At 40.0% G+C, this 16026-nt stretch carries 14 protein-coding genes, 2 tRNA genes and 3 rRNA genes; 12 read left to right on the forward strand and 7 right to left on the reverse strand.

Features of this window, described 5'->3' with window-relative positions:
• Nucleotides 1–2: 2 nt before the first annotated feature.
• The 7 genes from EG346_RS12425 to EG346_RS12455 form a co-directional block, all read right to left on the reverse strand.
• Nucleotides 3–1253 (reverse strand): phage tail-like protein, encoded by a 1251-nt coding sequence (locus tag EG346_RS12425; RefSeq protein WP_123878991.1) that lies wholly within the window; start codon nt 1251–1253, stop codon nt 3–5.
• A gap of 120 nt (nt 1254–1373) precedes the next feature.
• On the reverse strand, nt 1374–1688 hold the full coding sequence (locus tag EG346_RS12430) for a barstar family protein (protein WP_123878993.1): 315 nt from the start codon (nt 1686–1688) through the stop codon (nt 1374–1376).
• A gap of 131 nt (nt 1689–1819) precedes the next feature.
• Complete coding sequence (locus EG346_RS12435) at nt 1820–2053, reverse strand: GIY-YIG nuclease family protein (RefSeq protein WP_317048581.1); 234 nt, start codon at nt 2051–2053, stop codon at nt 1820–1822.
• Nucleotides 2054–2110: 57 nt separating this feature from the next.
• Nucleotides 2111–2626: a ribonuclease domain-containing protein gene (locus tag EG346_RS12440; protein ID WP_228425862.1), complete on the reverse strand. Its 516-nt coding sequence runs from the start codon at nt 2624–2626 to the stop codon at nt 2111–2113.
• Between the two features lie 22 nt (nt 2627–2648).
• A complete protein-coding gene (nadE, locus tag EG346_RS12445) occupies nt 2649–3443 on the reverse strand; it encodes an NAD(+) synthase (protein ID WP_073336219.1) in 795 nt (264 codons plus the stop codon).
• 197 nt (nt 3444–3640) lie between these two features.
• Nucleotides 3641–4168: a GNAT family N-acetyltransferase gene (locus EG346_RS12450; RefSeq protein WP_123878995.1), complete on the reverse strand. Its 528-nt coding sequence runs from the start codon at nt 4166–4168 to the stop codon at nt 3641–3643.
• Nucleotides 4169–4177: 9 nt separating this feature from the next.
• On the reverse strand, nt 4178–4819 hold the full coding sequence (locus tag EG346_RS12455; RefSeq protein WP_123878997.1) for a leucine-rich repeat domain-containing protein: 642 nt from the start codon (nt 4817–4819) through the stop codon (nt 4178–4180).
• Nucleotides 4820–4871: 52 nt separating this feature from the next.
• On the opposite strand from EG346_RS12455, the gene gldB reads away from it, so the two are divergent.
• The 12 genes from gldB to rrf all read left to right on the forward strand — a co-directional run bounded on the left by gldB (nt 4872) and on the right by rrf (nt 15824).
• On the forward strand, nt 4872–5855 hold the full coding sequence (gene gldB / locus EG346_RS12460; RefSeq protein WP_123878999.1) for a gliding motility lipoprotein GldB: 984 nt from the start codon (nt 4872–4874) through the stop codon (nt 5853–5855).
• 188 nt (nt 5856–6043) lie between these two features.
• Complete coding sequence (gene gldC / locus EG346_RS12465; protein ID WP_073336225.1) at nt 6044–6370, forward strand: gliding motility protein GldC; 327 nt, start codon at nt 6044–6046, stop codon at nt 6368–6370.
• A 31-nt stretch (nt 6371–6401) separates the two neighbouring features.
• A complete protein-coding gene (locus tag EG346_RS12470; protein ID WP_123879001.1) occupies nt 6402–6962 on the forward strand; it encodes a hypothetical protein in 561 nt (186 codons plus the stop codon).
• Between the two features lie 10 nt (nt 6963–6972).
• Nucleotides 6973–8115 carry a cystathionine gamma-synthase gene (locus EG346_RS12475; protein WP_262511649.1) on the forward strand — a complete coding sequence of 381 codons (1143 nt, stop codon included), beginning with the start codon at nt 6973–6975 and terminating at the stop codon, nt 8113–8115.
• A 19-nt stretch (nt 8116–8134) separates the two neighbouring features.
• On the forward strand, nt 8135–8617 hold the full coding sequence (locus tag EG346_RS12480) for a nuclear transport factor 2 family protein (protein ID WP_073336239.1): 483 nt from the start codon (nt 8135–8137) through the stop codon (nt 8615–8617).
• Nucleotides 8618–8622: 5 nt separating this feature from the next.
• Complete coding sequence (locus EG346_RS12485) at nt 8623–9075, forward strand: GNAT family N-acetyltransferase (RefSeq protein WP_123879005.1); 453 nt, start codon at nt 8623–8625, stop codon at nt 9073–9075.
• A gap of 108 nt (nt 9076–9183) precedes the next feature.
• Nucleotides 9184–9690 carry a DinB family protein gene (locus EG346_RS12490; RefSeq protein WP_123879007.1) on the forward strand — a complete coding sequence of 169 codons (507 nt, stop codon included), beginning with the start codon at nt 9184–9186 and terminating at the stop codon, nt 9688–9690.
• 980 nt (nt 9691–10670) lie between these two features.
• A 16S ribosomal RNA gene (locus EG346_RS12495) occupies nt 10671–12187 on the forward strand.
• A gap of 218 nt (nt 12188–12405) precedes the next feature.
• Nucleotides 12406–12479: transfer RNA gene (locus EG346_RS12500), tRNA-Ile, on the forward strand.
• 86 nt (nt 12480–12565) lie between these two features.
• A tRNA-Ala gene (locus tag EG346_RS12505) sits at nt 12566–12639 on the forward strand.
• A 158-nt stretch (nt 12640–12797) separates the two neighbouring features.
• A 23S ribosomal RNA gene (locus EG346_RS12510) occupies nt 12798–15559 on the forward strand.
• A gap of 157 nt (nt 15560–15716) precedes the next feature.
• Nucleotides 15717–15824: ribosomal RNA gene (rrf, locus tag EG346_RS12515) — 5S ribosomal RNA — on the forward strand.
• Together the 16S, 23S and 5S rRNA genes with 2 tRNA genes alongside form the textbook arrangement of a ribosomal RNA operon.
• Nucleotides 15825–16026 lie beyond the last annotated feature (202 nt).

A 16026-nucleotide genomic window follows, 5' to 3' on the forward strand; every position in this document is an offset into this window, starting at 1 on the left:
CCTTAATTCAAATAAGTGGCATTGAATGACATAGAAATCGGAATGCAGAGCATATTGGTACCCGAAGCCACTCCATTATTAAAGGTTCGTGTCATTCTTACATCGATTGTGTGATTTCCGGCTGCAAGAAATTTTACCGTATTAAAGCTGAACTGAGCACTGAATCCACCAGGTCCGTATTCCTGGGTTCGCATATAGCAGTCTGTGGCTGCACCGTCCAGATACAATCTTGCTTCATAGTAAGAGGCGCCACTTCCTGCAGGGTTGCTTCCATAATCTATTCCCAGCATAAAATTGATAAACAATGCTTTTCCACCTGTAGGAATAGCCACAGTCTGTGACGTTCCCGGGACCATGATCACAGTCGTGTCGTTTACATTAAAACTGGCTCCCGTGGTAATGTTTACAGAAGCAGTTGTGACACTTGCAGGCGCTGGGTTGGCTACAGTTATTACATTTCCCGCAGAATCTACGCCTAAAGTCTGCCCTGTGCTGATGGGAGACAATGAAGTAAGGTTCGTAAGTTTTGTCCCTGAAATATTGGCTGTACCGGAAGAAATTTCCAGTTTTGTATTGGGTGTTGAGGTTCCTACACCTGTATTTCCATTACTTAAAATAGTAATTCGATCCGTTCCGTTTGTTTTAAGGGCGAGGGGAGAGGCATTGGTAGAACCAATACTTAGTTGAGTAGAAGTTCCGAAGGAAACCAATTGGCCAACACCTGTGTTGTTTACGTAATAATCAAGATTTGCAGAACCTCCGGCAAGATTTAGCCATCCTCTGGACGATCCGTTGGCTGAAAGCGAAGCTTCAGTGGCTGAAGTGCCAAGTTTTACATTGTTGACTCCATTAATGAAGCTTAAAAGATTACCGTTGGTTGTTACCGTTCTGGGATCAGATAAAATCCCGTCAGAATTATAAATGTTGAGTGAAGTAACGAGTTTGGTCCATACTGTTCCATCAAAATAATAATATCCTGCTGAATCAATACGGGCTGCTGTACCGGTTAATGTTCCTGTGGTAATATTGTTAACATAGATTAATGTTGATACAGGAACTGTGGTCATATTTTGTGCTCTTTGTCTGTCTACCCGCGGCACCAGCAATCCCTCTGTATCTGTGGAAGTTCCTGTTGAATTCTTTGCACTGATATCTAGTGTAGAAGATGGAGAAGGAGTGTTGATGCCTGTTTGAGCAGTAGTGAAAGCAAAATGTGTCAGTAAGAATAGAAGAGAAAATGATACTCTTTTCATGGTTTAGTTTTACGAGAAAGATTAATGATTGCTATGTTGCAAATATTAATCTTTTATTTGTAAAACAACCTAAAAAAAGAGAATATTATATATTAAAATAGTGTAGTTAAAATTTGTTATCTATTCATTTTCACCATCATTCTCCTCCTCGTCTTCATCATCGTACTGTTCCAGATAATAGGTGAAGCTAAAGTCTTCAGCTTCGTCCTCCGCATCTTCCAGAGTGGTCAGCAGATCTTCAAAGATTTCCAGCTGGTCTACCGTCATATTGACGAATTCAAGGTGAAGCGGCATCTCCAGTTCTCCGGTAATGACATCAGAAAGCGCATCCAGATTATCTCCGAAATATTCCGGAAGACTTACTTTTTCCTTTAATTGGGCGTAAAAATCGTCGTAGTCGCCGATGTCTGTAAAATCGATATATATTGTCTTCATATTCTTTTTTTATTCATTTAATATTAGTCATTGCGAGGAGCTAGCGACGAAGCAATCTCAAAAAACATCCATGATATTTTCGATATCATCTGCTAAATCTCTCCAATCAGGATTTATTGAATTTATTAAATCTATTTTTTTCTGTCTTGAGCCTGCTTTGATTTGTTTTTCCCGAAAATAGCATCTCCTATTTCCTGAAAAGATTCCCAGTAGACCAGTATGTATAAGTTATATCTTGAGGTAAAGCTTTGCTGGTAATACATTGCTTTATGTTCTTGCACACGTTTGGGCAGGTTTGAAGTAACTCCTGTATAGAGAGTTGTCTTGTTCTTGTTGGTCATTATATAAACAAAACCTGGTTTCATGGTCCTTTTATCATAAAGATTGCTTCGTCGCTGCTCTCCTCGAAATGACAAGCTCAATTACTGCTTTTCAAAACTCTTATAATGGTTTTTGGTCAGATAAACATCGCCGTTTCTCGTAAAAATAATGCGGTCTGCATTTCGGTTGCCACAACGGTAGTTCACATCCGCTTCATAATATTTTTCATCTTCGGGAAGTCTTTTCTCACGGTTGCTGAACCGATCACCACCGATAGCTCTTTCGGGTAATACGTCACACAAGTTTCCTTTTGACGGATTCCAGCCCAATTTTCTTGCGTCATTTTTAGTGATGTAATAATCCGGAAGCCTGTGGTTTTGCTTAACGTAGCTAATGACTGTTTTTTCTTCTGTCAGCTGGTCGATAGACGGTGATGAACTATTTCCAATGGTGCCTTGCGAATCCATAGAAGTACTTCCGTAGCGGGAAGCTTCTGTTTTTGCTGTCCCTGTATTTCCCTTTTTGTCTGCAATAAAATTATTGTAGATATACATCACAGACATTCCGAAGAGAAGTCCAAGACAAATAAAAAATACAGACCTTATTTTACCGTTCATATATAAAATTTATAACTCAAAACTAATCATTTCTCCATTCCTCAGGAATATCGCAAACCGGTATAGGATTTATTTTATGTTGAGCTGCTTTATGCATTCTGTCAAAAATTAAAAAGACCTCTTTATCACGGCCTTCATAGTCGTCGGCAGTTTTGGTTCCATATTCTTTCTGAATCTTTTCAAGTTCAGGATAGGTAGCACCAATCTGCTGTTCATCCGTTCTGTCTACATCCCAAAGACCATCTGTAGGAATGGCTTCCTGGATATTTTTAACCAGATTTAAAGCTCTTGCAAGCGTGTATACTTCCGTTTTGTAAAGGTCTGCGATAGGAGATACATCTACACCACCATCACCATATTTTGTATAAAACCCGATCCCGAAATCTTCCACTTTATTTCCTGTTCCGCATACCAGAAGACCATTCAGTTGTCCGTAATAATAAAGCGTCAGCATTCTAAGACGTGATCTCGTATTGGCAAAAGCAAGCTTTTCATTAGGAAACAGTTCATCTTTGACATCAAATGACTTATAAAGTTCTTCAAAAGCAGGAGTCAGGTTTACAGACATCGCCTCTACATTGGGAAACTTTGATTTCAGATCATTCATATGTTCCCAGGCACGGTCTATCTGATCCGGCTTCTGACGGATGGGCATTTCGATAAGAAGGGTTTTCAATCCCGTCATAGCGGCAAGAGTAGAAACCACACCGGAATCCACACCTCCGGAAACACCAATAACATATCCGTTTACTTTAGCTTTTACAGCATAATCTTTTAACCAGTCTACAATATGATCTATTACTTTTTGAGTCTGCATTATTTATATTTTTTTAATCTATTCAAATTCATTTTTTATCCGTCTTTAATTAGCTCAACATCCAATGCGTTAACTTCAGGAATTTCAAACGGAAAAGAGATTCCAAAATTACAGGTTTTTTCGTAATCTGACTTAGGATAATTGAAATGTCTGCGAAGTATTAGCTGTACTCCGGTCTTCCTGATTAGTACAGTATATTATGGTATATATTTTTCGCGTTTGAGTTCATACCAGTTACAGATCCCATCAGGTTCTTCAAATTCACTGGTTTTCTCAAAACCTAATTTTGTTAGAATATGATTGGAACCCTCATTTTCACAATGAGCATAAGCATAGATAACATCAGCTTTCATCTCAATAAATCCAAGATCCAGAGATGCTCTTGCTGCTTCCATTGCATAACCTTTACCCCATGACTCAGGTAAATAACGGTAACCGAGATCCAATACATTCTTATAACCGTTGGTCTCTTCTGCAAGCAGTTTCAAACCGCTCCAGCCGATTAAAAGTCCTGATTCCTTTTCAATGACAGCCAATCTTCCTGTGCCATTTTCATCATATTGGTTCCGGATCATTCTTATCACGTTTAATGATTCATGAAGTTCTGTGAGTACCGGAACGCCAATGTATTTCATTACTTCAGGATTAGAATCCAGAAGAAACATCCGTTCAGCATCGGTTTCTTCAAGTTTTCTTAAGATCAGTCTTTTTGTTTCTATTTTCATGGTAATAATTTAAAGCTCGGTTCCGAAAATTGTAACATCAGTTTTCGTTCCTTTCCTGATGTCTGTTTCCTTCATTTTATTTCCGCTTATGTTCAGTGTTTGAAGGGCTGGGTTTCCGGAGATATCAAGTTTTTGAATCTTATTGTGTTCAACGTTCAGTTTTCTCAGATTTTTGAGCACAGTGATATCGATGGTTTTTAATTGATTTAAAGATAATGTTAATTGATCAATTCTCGGAGTTTCCTTTAATGAGATATTCTCCAAAAGATTGTTGTCAAGATACAGTGAGGTCAGGTTTTTAAGTCTTTCTGCTTTAAAAGAAGACATTCCACATCCTGTACAGGAAAACAGCTCGAGATAGGCGAAATTGTCAAGTGAAACACTGGAGATAGTATTGTCATCAAGTACAATCATTTTAACATTGGGGAAAAAGCCCACATCTTCAGCGGACTTAATTCCTTTTTGAACCAAAAATAAATTATTGACGGCATTTGCTTCCTCCTGTTCCAACAAACCGTTTTTATTAAGATCGAAATTGTCCAGCACAGCTTTTTCAAAGTTTTGATCTTTAAAATTAAGTTTTTGAGCATAAAAAAAAGAAAATCCTGAAATAATCAGGCAGAGGGTTGCAAATATTTTAATTTTCCTCATCGATTGTGTTTTTAATCCTTATTTTTGTACACTTAAATTTCATGTAAAAATAATGAAGATTTTTAGAATTATTGCCCTTTCTTCCATTTTAGTTCTTGCTTTGCATTCATGTAAAAAAGAACCCGAAAACCAGTGGAAAGTAGAAGTAAAAGATACTGCAGAAAAAGTTGAATTAACGGATATTTCCAAACAGTTTTACAATCAGGATATTCCTCTTGAACAATTTAAAGCTAAATTTCCATGGTTCCAGGGAACCGTTTCAGATGCCGATTTTGGCAAAAGAAGAGCTGATGTGGAAGAGATCAAGGTTTATAAAGAAGCAGCGGGCAAAATAGATGAAACCAAGCTTAAGAAGGAACTTCAGGACCTGTTTGCTCATATAAAATATTATTTCCCGCAGTTCAAAAATCCTAAGGTTTATCTGTTTTCATCAGCATTGCAGATGGTTCAGGATCCTATTTTTTATGACTCAAAAGGAAATCTTCTGTTCATCGATATCACAGGATTTATGGGTGATGGCAATGCCAATTACAAAGGACTCGAATTATATTTTCAGAAGTCGATGAACCCACAGAATATGGTTCCTAAAGTTTCCCAGATTTTTGCCGAAAATATTGTAACAGAAGATCCGGATCATCAGAAATTCATAGATAAAGTAATTCTTAATGGAAAAATCATGATCTTACAGGATGCTTTCCTTCCGGATACGCCGGATTATCTTAAAATGAACTATACCAAAAAGCAGTACGATTGGGCGGTATCTAATGAATCCAATATCTGGAATTATTTTGTTGAAAGTAATCTCATCTTCGGGGATGATCCAAGATTGGTAGAACGTTTTATTTCTCCTGGACCTTTCTCAAAATTCTATACGGAAATTGATAACGAGTCTTCCCCACAAATTGGAATCTTTACCGGATGGCAGATCTGCAAAGCTTATTTCAGGCAGAAACCAGAAACCAAACTGGTGGATTTCTTAAAGCTTGACGGCACAAAGATATTTAATGAAGCAGTCTACAAGCCCAAAAAACCTTAACATTTAAAATACATCATAACCTTCAATTAATTTGAGGGTTATTTTTTTATGTGAAACCAGATATTTATTGCAGCTTCAACGAAAGAATTCTTTTTTACTTTAATCATCATTTCCTGATGAAGATAACTTCGCAGAAATTTTAGATAAGCTGAAGAAGTAGTAACTTTGCGGAAAAATTTTAGATTGATATGAGAAAAACTCAGATTACAATAGATGTAGAGTTGGATGAGAACCACATTCCTGAAAGCATAACATGGAACGCTCAGGACGGCGGGGTGGAAAAAGAGGAAACAAAAGCTACAATGATCTCTGTTTGGGATGATAAAACAATGGAAGCTTTAAGAATTGATCTTTGGACAAAAGAAATGCCCGTAGATCAGATGAAAATGTTTATTCATCAGATTTTGGTATCTTTAGGGAGTACATACCAGAGAGCTACTGGAGAAGAAGATGTCGCACAATGGCTGGAGCAGATTGCGGATGAATTCGCTATCAAGTCAGCCATCAGATCATAATATCAAAACTCCGCACCAATCACAAAATAATATGAAAAAAGCACTTTTACTCATCAGTACAGCGGTATTGCTTGCCGCATGCAGTAAAAAAGACGAACTCAAAGAAACAAAAACGGGAGACTCTGTTGTCAGGACAGAAAAACTTCCTGCTTCTGAAAATAGAGAAGTTTCCGGGACGGAGAAAATTTCTGAAAATGCAGATCTCGATGTTTCTTTATTCAAAGAAAAGGAAATTCCTGCAGCGATGGTAAAGGGAAGCCTTCATCCTCATGACATGGAAGGAGAATCGATCATGGAGCTTGTTCCTGGTATGGATGATTTCATTAAAGGAAACGGCTCAGATATTGCTTATATAGATCATTCTCTGAAAAAAATCATTCTCAAAATCAATGGAAAGTTTGAAGAACTGAAAGAAACAGGGAAAGATCAATATGAAAACAGTGACTATCTGGTTTCTTACACAACGACTGTTCCTGAGAAGATTCCGGAAGAGATAGAAGCTGCAGCGTACGCTTTTAACGGAAAGCTGGAAGTAAAAAGAAAATCGGACAACGTTTCAAAAAGCCTTGACTTTTTTATGGCAGGCTTATAAAAATAAAAATATTATGAATTTTAATACAAAAGTTATTCACGGAGGGCAGCATCACGAGTCTGCAACAGGTTCTGTAAATGTTCCTGTATTTTTAACTTCTACATTTGCACAGAAAAGTCCGGGTGTACATTCCGGATACGAATATTCAAGAGCAGCCAATCCTACAAGACAGGCATTGGAAGACTCTTTGGCAAGCATTGAGAATGGAGCAAGAGGTCTTGCTTTCGGTTCAGGACTGGCAGCTATCGACTGTGTGTTAAAATTACTGAACCCTGGTGATGAGGTCGTTGCTGTAGATGATCTTTACGGGGGTACATACAGAATGTTTACAAGACTTTTTGAAAAATATCAGCTGAAATTTAATTTCGTGAATTTTGATGATGTTTCTAAAATTGCTGATGTCATCACAGACAAAACCAAACTGATCTGGGTAGAAACTCCTACGAATCCTTTGATGAAACTGGTAGACATCAAAGCGGTAGTGGAAATGGCAAAAGGAAAAGATATTTTAGTGGCTGTAGATAATACTTTTGCAACACCTTATATTCAAAGACCTATTGATCTGGGAGCAGATATCGTGATGCACTCAGCTACAAAATACTTAGGCGGACATTCAGATGTCATTGCCGGAGCATTGATCGCAAAAGATGCTGAACTGGGAGAAAAACTTCACTTCATTCAGTTTGCAAGTGGTGGTATTTTAGGACCTCACGATTCTTATCTGGTTTTAAGAGGAATCAAAACTTTAGCATTAAGAATGCAGCGTCATTCTGATAACGGACTTGCAGTAGCTAAATATCTTGAAACGCATCCGGCAGTTGACCGAGTGATTTACCCTGGACTGGAATCTCATCCTCAGTACGAACTGGCAAAATCTCAAATGAGAGAGCCGGGAGGAATGGTTTCTTTTACTTTTAAATCAGGCAAAAAAGAAGACGCAGTTAAATTCTTGGAAAAAGTAAGAGTTTTCACTTTAGCAGAATCTTTAGGAGGAGTAGAATCTTTAGCCAATCATCCCGCATTGATGACCCATGCTTCTATTCCTGCTGATAAACGAGAGGAATTAGGTATTACAGATGATCTTGTTCGTTTAAGCGTTGGGATCGAAGATGCAGAAGATCTTATTGCAGATCTTGAGAAAGCTTTTTCTTAATACTTTAAAATATAATATAATGAGAAAGATTCAATTCTTTTTAATCTTAAGTTTTTTTAGTCAGATCGTATATTCCCAGGTAAAAACTACCGATGAATTATACAAAACAGCTAAAAAGCTGGACAGCCTGATCTTTGATATAGGATTTAATAAATGTGATCTTTCTCATTATAAATCTATAGTAAGCGACGACCTGGAGTTTTACCACGATAAAGGAGGAATTACTTCCGGAGAGAAAGCTTTTACTGCTTCCATTAAAAATAATATATGTGGAGGACCTAATAAAGTAAGACGTGATCTTGTTCCGAATAGTATGAAAGTTTATCCTTTGCACAATAATAATGTTTTGTATGCTTTCATAGAAGAAGGCGAACATGATTTTTTTGAATTTTCAAATGGAAAATGGAATCAGGGAAGCCGTGCAAAATTTACCATTTTGTGGATTCTTGAAGATAAGCAATGGAAAATGAAACAAGTATTGAGCTACGATCATCATTTATAATCAATATGAAGAATACCAGAAAAGCTACTTTCGAAGATATAAGTCAATTAGCGGAATTATTTGACCAATACAGGATTTTTTATCACAAAGAGTCTGATATCCCTTCTGCGGAAAATTTTCTTAAAGAAAGACTCGAGAAGAGAGACTCTGAAGTTTTTGTTGCAGAGGAAGCGGGAAAACTGACAGGATTTGTCCAGCTCTATCCTATATTCTCATCCACAAGAATGCAGCGCTATTGGTTATTGAATGATCTTTATGTCAACGAAAACTATAGAGGGAAGGGATATTCCAAAGAATTGATTGAAGAAGCAAAAGAACTTTGCAGATTATCAGACGCTTGTGGAATCCTTCTGGAAACAGGAAAAAACAATGACGTAGGAAATCAATTATATCCTGCTTGCGGCTTTGAACGGTATGATTCAGTGAATTTTTATGAATGGACAAACAAAATAAATTAAAAATGAAGAATTAGAATGTGAATTGTTAATAGGATAGTTCAATCATCTTTTCTAAACCATCACCACTGATTTTTCATTCATCACTAATAACGTAATAACTCAAAAAATATGTCTGATTTTCAAAAATACATACAAAGATACCTTGATCAGATCCCTTCTGAAGACTGGATAGGAGAATTAAAAAGATCTGGGGAAAAAACGGTGGAGATATATTCTGCCATTTCCGAACAACAATCTATTTTTGCCTACGCAGAAGGAAAATGGACACTAAAAGAACTTTTGCTACATTTATCTGATACTGAAAGAATATTTCAATACAGAATTCTGGCTTTTGCAAGAGGGGAGAAGGCTGAATTACCCGGCTTCGATGAAGAAAATTATGCTGCGACTTCTTTTGCCAATAACCGATCTTTAGAATCTTTGCTTGATGAATATAAACTGATAAGAAGGTCTTCACAAATATTACTTGAAACTCTGGAGCCATCTGTTTTAAAAAATATAGGTAGGGCCAACGGAAACCAACTGACTGTAGAAACGATCGGAAAATTGATAGTGGGACACAATTATCATCACCTGAGCATTATTGAAGAAAGATATTTACCAGGATTGAAATAGTTTGATAGAGATGACTATGAGTAAGCATTATTGTATTAATGATTAATATTATAACTAAATTCATTCTCATGAAATTTTAATATTCTTTCATTTTCAGTTTTAAATTCTCCAATCAAAAATTACGTATTTGCCTTTATACATATATATAGGAATACTTCATTAAAAGTAAAAGAGCTTTTCAAACTTTTGTAGGCGCTAATTTAATAATCTTTTGATTCTACGTTGAAAGATCAGCCATTCTCTATTTTTCGTTATAGAAATCTCCTTTATCAGTAAAGTTTCAGAATACATAACATATGTAGTTAAAAGTACTTCTGTATTCAAATCTTCGAAGATTATATTCTCTTCTTTATAGATTGAAGAAGTCCTATGCTGACTTTTTAAGCCTTATCTATGTACAAAATAAACAATAGGGCTGCACTTTGTATTCAAATAGACTTTAAAACTAAACATAAGTTTAAATTTTTCTCTCTGCCTGCCAGTTGTTTATGCATTAATATGACGGGATGATGAATTTTATGTTAAATAAGTTTGTTTTGCGTGTTAATAAGTTGTTATCTTTGCCCCACTGAAAAACGAGAGTTGATTAGTAGCACAGAAGAGCTTTTAGGTAAGCGATACTATTTATGAAAATGCTTTATAGGAGCTAGAAAATGATCTGATTAATTTTTAGAAATAAAAGTTGTGGGATTTAAAAATTTTAGTATCTTTGCAGTCCGGTTAAACGGAGCGCAGAAGCAGTAAGGACGGATGTTTGTCAGGGAGTTAAGGTTACTTAAAAAACTTCAAATTTTCTTTGGAAAATATTTTGTCATTTAGAAATAAATAATTACTTTTGCAACCGCAAATAGGGAACAGAACGACAGAAAAGCTTCTCTATGTTTTGCGGAAAGAAAAAAGATCATTGACATACAATATACAACCAAGTAAGAAAAAAAACTAAAGCGTAAAAAAAACTTTGAGTGGGTCAGGAAAAACATACAATGGAGAGTTTGATCCTGGCTCAGGATGAACGCTAGCGGGAGGCCTAACACATGCAAGCCGAGCGGTAGGTTTCCTTCGGGATACTGAGAGCGGCGCACGGGTGCGGAACACGTGTGCAACCTGCCTTTATCAGGGGGATAGCCTTTCGAAAGGAAGATTAATACCCCATAATATATCATATGGCATCATTTGATATTGAAAACTACGGTGGATAAAGATGGGCACGCGCAGGATTAGATAGTTGGTAGGGTAACGGCCTACCAAGTCAACGATCCTTAGGGGGCCTGAGAGGGTGATCCCCCACACTGGTACTGAGACACGGACCAGACTCCTACGGGAGGCAGCAGTGAGGAATATTGGACAATGGGTGAGAGCCTGATCCAGCCATCCCGCGTGAAGGACGACGGCCCTATGGGTTGTAAACTTCTTTTGTATAGGGATAAACCTACTCTCGTGAGAGTAGCTGAAGGTACTATACGAATAAGCACCGGCTAACTCCGTGCCAGCAGCCGCGGTAATACGGAGGGTGCAAGCGTTATCCGGATTTATTGGGTTTAAAGGGTCCGTAGGCTGATTTGTAAGTCAGTGGTGAAATCTCACAGCTCAACTGTGAAACTGCCATTGATACTGCAAGTCTTGAGTGTTGTTGAAGTAGCTGGAATAAGTAGTGTAGCGGTGAAATGCATAGATATTACTTAGAACACCAATTGCGAAGGCAGGTTACTAAGCAACAACTGACGCTGATGGACGAAAGCGTGGGGAGCGAACAGGATTAGATACCCTGGTAGTCCACGCCGTAAACGATGCTAACTCGTTTTTGGGTTTTCGGATTCAGAGACTAAGCGAAAGTGATAAGTTAGCCACCTGGGGAGTACGTTCGCAAGAATGAAACTCAAAGGAATTGACGGGGGCCCGCACAAGCGGTGGATTATGTGGTTTAATTCGATGATACGCGAGGAACCTTACCAAGGCTTAAATGGGAATTGACAGGTTTAGAAATAGACTTTTCTTCGGACAATTTTCAAGGTGCTGCATGGTTGTCGTCAGCTCGTGCCGTGAGGTGTTAGGTTAAGTCCTGCAACGAGCGCAACCCCTGTCACTAGTTGCCATCATTCAGTTGGGGACTCTAGTGAGACTGCCTACGCAAGTAGAGAGGAAGGTGGGGATGACGTCAAATCATCACGGCCCTTACGCCTTGGGCCACACACGTAATACAATGGCCAGTACAGAGGGCAGCTACACAGCGATGTGATGCAAATCTCGAAAGCTGGTCTCAGTTCGGATTGGAGTCTGCAACTCGACTCTATGAAGCTGGAATCGCTAGTAATCGCGCATCAGCCATGGCGCGGTGAATACGTTCCCGGGCCTTGTACACACCGCCCGTCAAGCCATGGAAGTCTGGGGTACCTGAAGTCGGTGACCGTAACAGGAGCTGCCTAGGGTAAAACAGGTAACTAGGGCTAAGTCGTAACAAGGTAGCCGTACCGGAAGGTGCGGCTGGAACATCTCATTTTAGAGCGTCTTAAAGACGTTAAACAAAATTAGTACAGCAATGTACATTGATTCTGCTTAAAGTAAAGCTTTAGTTTTTTATTTGGTTGCTATATATTATAAAAATACACAACCCACTAGAAATTAGTATAGGGATAGAGATACAAGAGCCGAGAGCCAAGAACCAAGACGAATGCAAAAGTCTTGTATCTAGGATCTAGGACTGTTAGTCTAAAAGACAGTCTCGTAGCTCAGCTGGTTAGAGCGCTACACTGATAATGTAGAGGTCGGCAGTTCGAGCCTGCCCGAGACTACTAATTATAAGACGGGAAGATGAAAGAGGCAAGAGCCAAGATGTAAATCTTTAATCTAGCATCTTGACTCTCTTAGTCTACTAGAGGGGGAATTAGCTCAGCTGGCTAGAGCGCCTGCCTTGCACGCAGGAGGTCAAGGGTTCGACTCCCTTATTCTCCACAGTTTTGGAAGTTTGATTTAAAAGTTACGGATAGAGCCAAAAAACAATATTCGTTCATCAGACAGAAGAAAAGACATTAAGATCATTGACATTAACGGTAAAAATATCACAAAGAAAAAACCGAGCGCATATAAGCGCTTGAGTAACCAAAAATAGGAAAGAAATCGTTAAGGGCGTATGGCGGATGCCTAGGCTTTCAGAGGCGAAGAAGGACGCGGTAAGCTGCGAAAAGCTGCGGGGATTGGCACACACGAATTGATCCGCAGATGTCCGAATGGGGCAACCCGGCATGTTGAAGACATGTCACTCTAATTAATTAGAGAGCAAACCAGGAGAACTGAAACATCTAAGTACCCTGAGGAAAAGAAATCGAAGAGATTCCGTAAGTAGCGGCGAGCGAAAGCGGATTAGCCCAAAAGTCTTTATATGTTTAATAGAATGTTCTGGAAAGAACAGCCATAGAGGGTGATAGCCCCGTATATGAAAGGCATATTTTGATGATAAATGAGTAGGGCGGGACACGTGAAATCCTGTCTGAATATGGGGGGACCATCCTCCAAGGCTAAATACTCCTGAAAGACCGATAGTGAACAAGTACTGTGAAGGAAAGGTGAAAAGCACTTCGAATAGAAGGGTGAAATAGAACCTGAAACCGTACGCCTACAAGCGGTCGGAGCCCACAAGTTGGGTGACGGCGTGCCTTTTGCATAATGAGCCTACGAGTTAATTTTGCTAGCGAGGTTAAGGACTTCAGGTCCGGAGCCGGAGCGAAAGCGAGTCTGAATAGGGCGCTTAGTTAGCAGGATTAGACGCGAAACCTTGTGATCTACCCATGGGCAGGTTGAAGCTCTGGTAACACAGAGTGGAGGACCGAACCGGTTGACGTTGAAAAGTCTTCGGATGACCTGTGGGTAGGGGTGAAAGGCCAATCAAACTGGGAGATAGCTCGTACTCTCCGAAATGCATTTAGGTGCAGCGTCGTATATAAGTTTATTAGAGGTAGAGCTACTGATTGGATGCGGGGGTTTCATCGCCTACCAATTCCTGACAAACTCCGAATGCTAATAAATGTTCTACGGCAGTGAGGGCATGGGTGCTAAGGTCCATGTCCGAGAGGGAAAGAACCCAGACCAACAGCTAAGGTCCCCAAATCTCTATTAAGTTGAAGCAACGCGGTTGGACTGCATTGACAGCTAGGATGTTGGCTTGGAAGCAGCCATTCATTTAAAGAGTGCGTAACAGCTCACTAGTCGAGCGGTCCGGCATGGATAATAATCGGGCATAAATAGAGTACCGAAGCTATGGATTTATACCTTTTGGGTATATCTGGTAGGAGAGCATTCTGTTTGCACCGAAGCAGTATCGTGAGGTATTGTGGAGCGTACAGAAAAGAAAATGTAGGCATAAGTAACGATAAAGCGGGCGAGAAACCCGCTCACCGAAAGACTAAGGTTTCCTCAGCCATGCTAATCAGCTGAGGGTTAGTCGGGACCTAACGCGAACCCGAAAGGGGTAGTGGATGGACAATGGGTTAATATTCCCATACTTGCTCACACTAAAAAGGGGACGGAGTGCCGTACTTACTGGAGACTGACGGAATAGTCAAGACCTAGCCTTCGGGCGAAGTTGTTGTAGGGAAAGTGCTTCCAAGAAAAGCCGAAGTGAAGCAACCCGTACCAAAACCGACACAGGTAGTCGAGGAGAGAATCCTAAGGTGCTAGAGTGAATCATGGTTAAGGAACTAGGCAAAATAGTCTCGTAACTTCGGGAGAAGAGACGCCATCAGCAATGGTGGCCGCAGTAAAAAGGCCCAGGCGACTGTTTATCAAAAACACAGGACTCTGCAAAATCGAAAGATGCAGTATAGGGTCTGACACCTGCCCGGTGCTGGAAGGTTAAGGAAGGGCGTTAGCGTAAGCGAAGCGTTTGACTGAAGCCCCAGTAAACGGCGGCCGTAACTATAACGGTCCTAAGGTAGCGAAATTCCTTGTCGGGTAAGTTCCGACCTGCACGAATGGTGTAACGATCTGGGCACTGTCTCAACCATGAGCTCTGTGAAATTGTAGTCTCGGTGAAGATGCCGAGTACCCGCAATGGGACGAAAAGACCCTGTGAACCTTTACTATAACTTCGTATTGACTTTGAGTAAGTAATGTGTAGGATAGGTGGGAGGCTTTGAAGCGGGCACGCTAGTGTTCGTGGAGCCAACGTTGAAATACCACCCTTTACTTACTTGGAGCCTAACTTCTTTTAGAAGGACATTGCGTGGTGGGTAGTTTGACTGGGGTGGTCGCCTCCAAAAGAGTAACGGAGGCTTTCAAAGGTACCCTCAGCACGCTTGGTAACCGTGCGTAGAGTGTAATGGCATAAGGGTGCTTGACTGTGAGACCAACAAGTCGATCAGGTGCGAAAGCAGGACATAGTGATCCGGTGGTTCCGTATGGAAGGGCCATCGCTCATAGGATAAAAGGTACTCCGGGGATAACAGGCTAGTCTCCCCCAAGAGCTCACATCGACGGGGAGGTTCGGCACCTCGATGTCGGCTCGTCACATCCTGGGGCTGGAGAAGGTCCCAAGGGTTGGGCTGTTCGCCCATTAAAGTGGCACGCGAGCTGGGTTCAGAACGTCGTGAGACAGTTCGGTCTCTATCTATTGCGGGCGTTAGATGTTTGAGAGGGCTTGATTCTAGTACGAGAGGACCGAATTGAACAAACCTCTGGTGTATCAGTTGTTCCGCCAGGAGCACCGCTGAGTAGCTACGTTTGGAAGAGATAAGCACTGAAAGCATATAAGTGCGAAACTCGCCTCAAGATGAGACATCTTTTAAGGGTCGTTGGAGATGACGACGTTGATAGGCTATAGGTGTAAAGGCAGTAATGTCATAGCCGAGTAGTACTAATTACCCGTAGATTTATAGCCTATGGTTACTGTATAACAAGTTTTATATGCGCAGTAAAGGTTTTGTCTTTGTGAGTGTTTTTATCGATAAACCAGACAAGAGATATAAAGATAGTAGATAAGAGACATAAAGTCTCGAGTCTCAGGTCTACAAATCTCACGTCTTATATAAAGCCTTTAGGGTGGTTTTAGCGGTGGGGCTCACCTGTTCCCATTCCGAACACAGAAGTTAAGCCCACCAGCGCCGATGGTACTGCGAAAGCGGGAGAGTAGGCCGCCGCCAGTTTTTATTTAAAAGTCTCATACATTTATTTGTATGAGACTTTTTTTTGTGATATACTCCAAAGGTGACAAAAGATAATAGACAAGAGACAAGAGATAAGAGATAAGAGATAAGAGATAAGAGAGGGAATAGACCACCGCACAAATCATTCATCATTCATCATTGATAAGCTAAATACAAAGTGTATTTTTTACACAACATAAAA

Origin of the sequence: Chryseobacterium carnipullorum (assembly GCF_003815695.1) — a bacterium.
Lineage (GTDB): Bacteria > Bacteroidota > Bacteroidia > Flavobacteriales > Weeksellaceae > Chryseobacterium > Chryseobacterium carnipullorum.

Bases quoted from the DNA above. Each gene is read 5' to 3' on its own strand.
- EG346_RS12485 (WP_123879005.1), top strand. From the start codon at position 8,623: ATGAAGAATACCAGAAAAGCTACTTTCGAAGATATAAGTCAATTAGCG.
- EG346_RS12430 (WP_123878993.1), bottom strand. From the start codon at position 1,688: ATGAAGACAATATATATCGATTTTACAGACATCGGCGACTACGACGAT.
- EG346_RS12440 (WP_228425862.1), bottom strand. From the start codon at position 2,626: ATGAACGGTAAAATAAGGTCTGTATTTTTTATTTGTCTTGGACTTCTC.
- EG346_RS12425 (WP_123878991.1), bottom strand. From the start codon at position 1,253: ATGAAAAGAGTATCATTTTCTCTTCTATTCTTACTGACACATTTTGCT.
- gldC (WP_073336225.1), top strand. From the start codon at position 6,044: ATGAGAAAAACTCAGATTACAATAGATGTAGAGTTGGATGAGAACCAC.
- nadE (WP_073336219.1), bottom strand. From the start codon at position 3,443: ATGCAGACTCAAAAAGTAATAGATCATATTGTAGACTGGTTAAAAGAT.
- gldB (WP_123878999.1), top strand. From the start codon at position 4,872: ATGAAGATTTTTAGAATTATTGCCCTTTCTTCCATTTTAGTTCTTGCT.
- EG346_RS12480 (WP_073336239.1), top strand. From the start codon at position 8,135: ATGAGAAAGATTCAATTCTTTTTAATCTTAAGTTTTTTTAGTCAGATC.
- EG346_RS12490 (WP_123879007.1), top strand. From the start codon at position 9,184: ATGTCTGATTTTCAAAAATACATACAAAGATACCTTGATCAGATCCCT.
- EG346_RS12470 (WP_123879001.1), top strand. From the start codon at position 6,402: ATGAAAAAAGCACTTTTACTCATCAGTACAGCGGTATTGCTTGCCGCA.
- EG346_RS12450 (WP_123878995.1), bottom strand. From the start codon at position 4,168: ATGAAAATAGAAACAAAAAGACTGATCTTAAGAAAACTTGAAGAAACC.
- EG346_RS12455 (WP_123878997.1), bottom strand. From the start codon at position 4,819: ATGAGGAAAATTAAAATATTTGCAACCCTCTGCCTGATTATTTCAGGA.
- EG346_RS12435 (WP_317048581.1), bottom strand. From the start codon at position 2,053: ATGAAACCAGGTTTTGTTTATATAATGACCAACAAGAACAAGACAACT.